At 39.5% G+C, this 6,639-nt stretch carries 7 protein-coding genes; 2 read left to right on the forward strand and 5 right to left on the reverse strand.

From position 1 onward, the window contains the following. The 4 genes from ACOVO2_RS14815 to ACOVO2_RS14830 all read right to left on the reverse strand — a co-directional run. Positions 1 to 237, reverse strand: a 237-nt coding sequence (locus tag ACOVO2_RS14815; protein WP_421770728.1) for a 2-oxoglutarate dehydrogenase E1 subunit family protein, incomplete at its 3' end; no start/stop codon positions are given. 189 nt (positions 238 to 426) lie between these two features. Continuing rightward, positions 427 to 1,326 (reverse strand): PorP/SprF family type IX secretion system membrane protein, encoded by a 900-nt coding sequence (locus tag ACOVO2_RS14820; RefSeq protein ID WP_421770729.1) that lies wholly within the window; start codon positions 1,324 to 1,326, stop codon positions 427 to 429. A gap of 217 nt (positions 1,327 to 1,543) precedes the next feature. After that, entirely contained in the window at positions 1,544 to 2,158 is a 615-nt protein-coding gene (locus ACOVO2_RS14825) for an NADPH-dependent F420 reductase (protein WP_421770730.1), read from the reverse strand. A 12-nt stretch (positions 2,159 to 2,170) separates the two neighbouring features. Then, positions 2,171 to 2,503: a bestrophin family ion channel gene (locus tag ACOVO2_RS14830; protein ID WP_421770756.1), complete on the reverse strand. Its 333-nt coding sequence runs from the start codon at positions 2,501 to 2,503 to the stop codon at positions 2,171 to 2,173. A gap of 136 nt (positions 2,504 to 2,639) precedes the next feature. On the opposite strand from ACOVO2_RS14830, the gene ACOVO2_RS14835 reads away from it, so the two are divergent. After that, on the forward strand, positions 2,640 to 2,984 hold the full coding sequence (locus tag ACOVO2_RS14835) for a winged helix-turn-helix transcriptional regulator (protein WP_421770731.1): 345 nt from the start codon (positions 2,640 to 2,642) through the stop codon (positions 2,982 to 2,984). 180 nt (positions 2,985 to 3,164) lie between these two features. Next, positions 3,165 to 5,402 carry a hypothetical protein gene (locus tag ACOVO2_RS14840; RefSeq protein WP_421770732.1) on the forward strand — a complete coding sequence of 746 codons (2,238 nt, stop codon included), beginning with the start codon at positions 3,165 to 3,167 and terminating at the stop codon, positions 5,400 to 5,402. A gap of 141 nt (positions 5,403 to 5,543) precedes the next feature. Here ACOVO2_RS14840 and ACOVO2_RS14845 read toward each other — a convergent pair whose 3' ends face one another. Next, a complete protein-coding gene (locus ACOVO2_RS14845; RefSeq protein ID WP_421770733.1) occupies positions 5,544 to 6,524 on the reverse strand; it encodes a UDP-glucuronic acid decarboxylase family protein in 981 nt (326 codons plus the stop codon). Positions 6,525 to 6,639 lie beyond the last annotated feature (115 nt).

Consider the following 6,639-nt stretch of genomic DNA (forward strand, 5'->3'; position numbering starts at 1 on the left):
CTCTTTGCGGGTATGTTCTGCACTTACAGGGGCTCCTGCCGCAGGAACGCCTGCCGCAGGAACGCCTGCCACAGATTTTGTTGCTCCGTTTGAGCCATTGAATGTTTGATTAAATTCAAAACCTTTGAAGAAATTCTGCCAACTTTCATCAACAGAAGTTGGATTTTCTTTGTATTGTTGGTAAAGTGCGTCCAATGCGGCTACGTCGGCATTGGCAATGTATGAAAATTGGTCCATTGAACTATGGTATATGTCGGAAATGAGTAAACTTTATAATCTGTGCAAAGTTACGGTACGTATTCTATAAAGTAACATTTTTTTTGCAAAATTCAAATAGATAAACTAATGATTAATGTTTAATGCTTAATGATTAATGCAAAATCCTGCTTTTTATAAGCAAATTCAGTTTTCATCGAAACCTTCTAATTAATAATATTTCAAACGATTGGTACTACGTTCGTCGCCACGACCTTCGTATCGGAAATAAATCTGTAAAATACCTCTTTGTTGGAAATTGCTTGTGGGCGACCCCGAACTATTAAAGGTTGGCGGTTTGGCGTCGTAAGATGCTCCGAGACGAATGGCTTCTGAAACTTGAAATTCGGCCATCGGAATGAGTTTGTTGGTTCGTGCTCCACTCACTTCTTGCGAACGATACGAAACGCCCAGTCCGAATTTTCTGCCAAACCACGCTTTTCCATTTAGATAAAATCCATTGCCAACTGCCTTATTGGTTTCAATCAATGTACTGATATTAAACATCGTGCCGTCGTATTCTCCTAATGAAAAACCCAACATCGTGTAAAAAGGTTTTTTACTATTGAAAAGTCCTTCGTCGTTGATGAAAAGAACGGGTTTCGATAGACTCACAAAAAATCGCTCGGCATTGAGCAAACCTCCCAACCCAGCATACGGATACATTTGTTTTAGTCCAAGCCCTGCAATGAGTGTTGGTTGATAGATAAAACCAGCGTCAGCTCCGAGGCCAACCGAGAATAGATCACCCACTTGTTTGCGGTAGGCGTAGGAAACTTTTACGCCCGAATTATTAAATCCAACGATATTGCTATTGAAAGCTTGTAGCCCCAAACCACCACGACCTTGTTGAATTGCTCCATCGGTTGAGAAAAGTTGATAAATTTGTTGTGGGCGAAGTGTTCCGTTAAATTGGTTTCCGAGCATGGCATTCATGCTGAAAGTTTCTCTTGCACCCGCAAAGGCAGGGTTAAGTGCCAAAAAATTAAACTGAAATTGGTCTTCGAGAAGCGTTTGTGCATTGGCTATTGATGAAAACGCCATACAGGCAGCGAGAAAATATTTTTTCATGTGGTAATGTTTTTTTCTTTTTAGAATAACAAAAATACGACCAAAAGAATTAGAATAAAATTAAAAAAAGTCACCCATCAGATTAGGTGACTTTTAGTAAAACGAAGAAGTACGTTTATAAGTGCGAGTTATTTATAAATAGATTTAAGATTAACGATTAAGCAATGTAGATTGAAGATGTATTTTTTTTGAACAACCTAAATCTATGACAAATCATTTATCTGCGAATAAGCTTAAAGGCCATATCTCGACCATGACCTTGCATGATGGCTAAGTTTATCCACGAAAGAGCAAATTTTTCAAGTAACTCTACTTTATCTGCTTTTCCAAAATCTATGCAGGTGCCGAATCCGCAGTCTAATGCCAGTTGCTTGGCCACTGCTTTTGCTTTATCGCTATCGCCTGCCATAAACATATCAATTCCTTCGCCGTTGTAGATGGGGTTCAGCATATTTTCAAAACCCGTAGTATTGAAACATTTGACAACTTCGGCATTGGTTTTATCGGCCAAGCAATGATACACCGTTTTGTACGGTTCGGGTGTTTTCATCACTGAATTGGTGGCGTCGATGAGTATTTTGCCCGATACATCGCCCATTTGTTCTAAAACCTCAAAGATTGCCGTCGGTGGCGTGGCAATGAGTATCACTTCCGACTGCTTCACGGCATTTTCGATGGCTGCAAATCTATCTTCACCAATTTTTGTTGCCAAATTGATGTTTTTGTCACTCAAAGGAAATTTTGCACCGATTAGGACTGTATGACCTGCCTTAATCCATTGTTGTGCCAATGCTCCTCCAACATTTCCCGAACCAATAATTGCTATTTTCATATATTGTTGATTTTAAAATAAATATCCATTTTTTGCTTCTAATTTTTCGGGAAAAGGTTCGCCCAGAGCTTCTTTTAAATCCCGTTCGATGGTATTGCAGAGTGCCGTCATTGGTATATCCGAAATGTTGTTTTCAAACGGATTTTCGTTGATTTCGCCTACTTTATTCATGACCGAAAATACAAAACTGATAATAAAACTTACAGGAATCAGCATCCAGTCGATGTTCATTTTTTTGAAATCGCCAATCAAGCAAATAGGCAATACAAAAATAAAAACATAGAGAAATAATTTAGTAAAATATTGATAATTCATTGGTAGAGGCGTGTTTTTGATGGATTTTATACGTTGACTTTAGTTGAAGATTATTTTTTAAAATTTTACTTTGCAAATCTGCAAACTGTATATACTTTTACCAATAGTATAACCCAAAAGTGCGATACATACTTTTTAGAAAGTAATTGATAAACAGATAGTTAATATGCCAGATTTTATATACAACGGGAAAGTTTACTACAATCCAGTGCAGCTGGTGATGGAACAAATTGGTGGAACTTGGAAAGCCCCGATTCTGTGGAGGTTGAAAGACCAAACTATGCGTTATGGTGAATTGCGAAAGGATATTCCGCATATTTCGGATAAAATGCTGACTACGCAGCTCAGAGAATTGGAAGAAGATGGCTACATCCATCGTGAAGTTTTTGCGGTAGTGCCACCAAAGACCGAATATAGCCTAACAGAACAAGGAAAGGAAATCATAGAACTCATAACGACGATACGTAATTATGGGCTTAAAATGATAGAAAAACAACACCTCAGAAAATAATCAATTTTGTACTCAAATTGTACTGTTTTGTGGTCAATGATTTTACTGAAAATGAATACTAAAAGTCAGAAAATGTAGTTGATTGTTGTGCAGTATGGGTTTTTAGGAAAATCTGATGCACAGATTTTCTACGAAAAACCTATAAATTTGTCTTGATTTAGCTTTTAAACTTTTATTTTAATGAGAAAATACGTTGCTGTACTATTGCTATTCGTCGCTTTTTTTGATGCCACGGCTCAGTTCCGAAGACTGGTTTTGCGTCCACGTCACGGACAAATTATCGGTCAATGGCAAGCTACCAATCAGCCGCTTAGAGCTTGGCTCGATGGCGATAAAATTTTTGTGATTCAGGGCGAAATGGACAGCTTTGTGGTGCGTGGTGCAAATATGCTTTCACGCCCCGATGTGGTAACAAACTATAAAAACCACGTGCAGTATTTTGCCGAACCAACTGCCAATGGTGGGCTTGAAATGCCGAAAAGTTTTGTGATGCCGCAATTTTGTTTAGCTCAAAAAACACCCGATGGAACAACCCTAATTTTGTGCGGACAAAAAGCCATTGATGCTGCCAACTCAACCAAACCAACAGTTCCTTCAAAAGAAAAACCAAATACAATTCCGCAAGAAAAACCGACAACTTTACCACAAACTCAGCCGCCTTTATTATCGACAAGTCGACGTGGAAAAAGTATTGATGTAAATTTTTCGGGTTTTCCGAAAGTGACTGATGGGTTCAACTATCTACGTGCCGATGGTTCGGTGCGAGAAGTGCTTTCAAAGTTGAAAGTTGAGAATGGGAGATTGACCGACGAACAATGGAATAGGCCATTTATGAATGATAGAAATTATGAAAAGGGTTTTTATATTGGTTTAAGTGAAAAATCAAATACAGCTCCTTTACAGAATTTAGATATTTCGGAAATGGCAGGTTTCGACCTTAGCGTGATTGAAGTTTATACAGAAAGAGGCAAACATTGGAACGCCCGAAATTGGCTTCAACAGTATATTACAGTTCCAGGCAAACGCATGACAACCGATACTGTCAGTAATGCTATTTATTTCTGGAACCCTGCTCAATTTGCGAGTGAAAGTATCTTACCTGATTTTTATGATGCCTTTCCTGAGTTTACTTTGCCAAAAGGCAAAATTGTGAAGTTTTCTTATTTATCAGGGACTGATATAAATGGAGAAAAAGCCATGAAACGAGGGGTGACCTATGTACATAATGCTCCAAATGCAGTTCGTAGAGCGTGGATGGATTATGATGGATGGTTATATGACTCAGGTTGCCCGAAGGCTTATACAACAACCGAAGAAGTTGTCAACCAGTGGCTCGATAGGGTTGATGCGAATGTTTTACGGAAAAACTTTGCCGAAGTTGTAAGTCCGAATGTAAAAACGGGTTATTTGAGTCTTAATTTCGAGCCCATTGGCGTTTGGAACAGCAGTAAAAATATAGGAAAAATTGGCATTGCTTTGCAAGAACTTAAACGCCAGAATGCCGAGGGCGAATTTGCAATTTGGAGTTTGAACCCGAGAGGAGTGAGCCGAGCCAAATTTGAGGGTGAGAGAGATGCTCAAGGAATGACAAATGTGCTAAAATGGCAAGGAAGTGGCTTTGAAGCATACAATCGGGCGTTTTCTGCGATACCAACAAGAAATGTTTGGAATTCGGTGCGAGAATCAGTTACGGTTTCACAGGTGGGCGGCTATTGTAATGACTTACGAAACGTAGGTACGATTTATCATCTAATGACCGAAGGATTGATCTCGAAAAAAATTGAACCAAATAAGAAAGCACTGGCCAATATTTGGCATGAAGTAGAAGCACTTGATTGGCAATTGGGCGAGCAAACGCACCGAACATCAAGCGGAGAAGTTTTTAGAATCAAAACTAAGCCAATTGTGCCGCCCGATTTGATGCAAAGTTGGGGTGTTTGGAGTATGTGGCTTGATGGAATTGACCTTTGGAGCGACCCTAATACAAAAGTGGATAACCCTGATTTGTGGGGAAGTAAAGCGATGGAACTCGACACCGAAAAATACCGAGAAAATCGTTTCGGTGAACGACTTTCGAGTTATCCGTTTCAATCACAAAAAAATATTGATTGGCTCATGGCGGGGGTGTGGGCAATGAGCGTAAACAAAGATATTATTGATGCTAATACGCCCATCGAATATCCCGATGTAACACTACCTGACGGTCGCCGAGTGACGGGCGATAACAAACTCCCGACCGAAGCTTTTATCAAAGGTTTTCCGTTGGTAATGAAAAAACGTGACGATGATAGCAAGGATGTTCTTTATACTGCATACTGGGGGCATAATCCAGCCAATAAAGCAGTGAAAATTGTAGTCGATGGTCAAGAAATTATCATCAGAGGGCAGTACACGAGTGTGGTTAGGGTGAAATTATAAACCAAAAATAAACCCCCATCAGAATTTCCTTCCGATGGGGGTTTTAAAATATGAGGTGATTATTCACTCGGTTAGATGATAATCTGTAAGTCCATTAGTTTACTGTAAACTTCCTGACTAATGACCGTGGACTACTTTCAATTATTTCTTATTAAACTCACGGTGAGCAACTTCCTCAAAAAGTCTTTCTTTTGGTAAGTTTTTAAAATATTCGTAGGTAATCTTCAAACCTTCCGCACGGCTTACTTTTGGTTCCCAACCTAAGATTTCTTTCGCCTTCGTAATATCTGGTTGACGTTGCTTAGGGTCATCTTTCGGCAATGGTCTATGCACGATTTTTTGGTCTGTCCCTGTCAATTTGATGATTTCTTCGGCAAATTCGTTCATCGTAATTTCTGATGGATTACCGATATTTACAGGGTAAGCATAATCAGAAAGTAATAAACGGTAAATACCTTCTACTAAATCATCTACGTAGCAGAATGAGCGAGTTTGAGTACCATCACCAAAGATAGTAAGGTCTTCGCCACGCAATGCTTGTCCGATGAATGCAGGCAATACACGTCCGTCGTTGAGTCGCATTCTTGGGCCATACGTATTGAAGATACGCACGATACGGGTTTCCAAACCATGATAAGTATGATAGGCCATTGTCATGGCTTCTTGGAAGCGTTTTGCTTCATCATATACACCACGTGGACCAACTGGGTTTACGTGTCCCCAATACTCTTCGGTTTGTGGGTGAACTTGTGGGTCGCCGTAAACTTCTGATGTTGAGGCAATTATCACTCTTGCTTTTTTCACACGAGCCAAACCAAGACAGTTATGAATTCCGAGTGAACCCACTTTTAGTGTTTGAATCGGAATCTTCAAATAATCAATCGGGCTTGCTGGTGAAGCAAAGTGCAAGATATAATCTAACTCACCCGGAACGTGAATAAACTTACTCACATCGTGGTGATAAAACTCAAAATTTGGATGCTTGAACAAATGTTCGATATTGCGTAAATCCCCCGTGATTAGGTTATCCATCGCAATTACATAATGTCCTTCTTTGATAAATCTATCGCAAAGGTGCGAACCCAAAAAACCCGCACCGCCTGTTATTAATACTCTTTTCATATACCCCCAACCCCTAAAGGGGAGTTTTTGTTTATTTATATGTATAAAAAATTAACGGACTCCTTTTATTCCCCTTTAGGGGTTAGGGGTCTTCCAACTGAGAAATATGTGTAGC

The organism is Emticicia sp., from assembly GCF_049241225.1.
In the GTDB taxonomy this organism is placed as follows: Bacteria; Bacteroidota; Bacteroidia; order Cytophagales; family Spirosomataceae; genus Emticicia.

What these genes read in the sequence shown, in the direction of transcription:
- ACOVO2_RS14835 (WP_421770731.1), top strand. Translation starts at nt 2,640, where the DNA reads ATGCCAGATTTTATATACAACGGGAAAGTTTACTACAATCCAGTGCAG.
- ACOVO2_RS14825 (WP_421770730.1), bottom strand. Translation starts at nt 2,158, where the DNA reads ATGAAAATAGCAATTATTGGTTCGGGAAATGTTGGAGGAGCATTGGCA.
- ACOVO2_RS14845 (WP_421770733.1), bottom strand. Translation starts at nt 6,524, where the DNA reads ATGAAAAGAGTATTAATAACAGGCGGTGCGGGTTTTTTGGGTTCGCAC.
- ACOVO2_RS14840 (WP_421770732.1), top strand. Translation starts at nt 3,165, where the DNA reads ATGAGAAAATACGTTGCTGTACTATTGCTATTCGTCGCTTTTTTTGAT.
- ACOVO2_RS14820 (WP_421770729.1), bottom strand. Translation starts at nt 1,326, where the DNA reads ATGAAAAAATATTTTCTCGCTGCCTGTATGGCGTTTTCATCAATAGCC.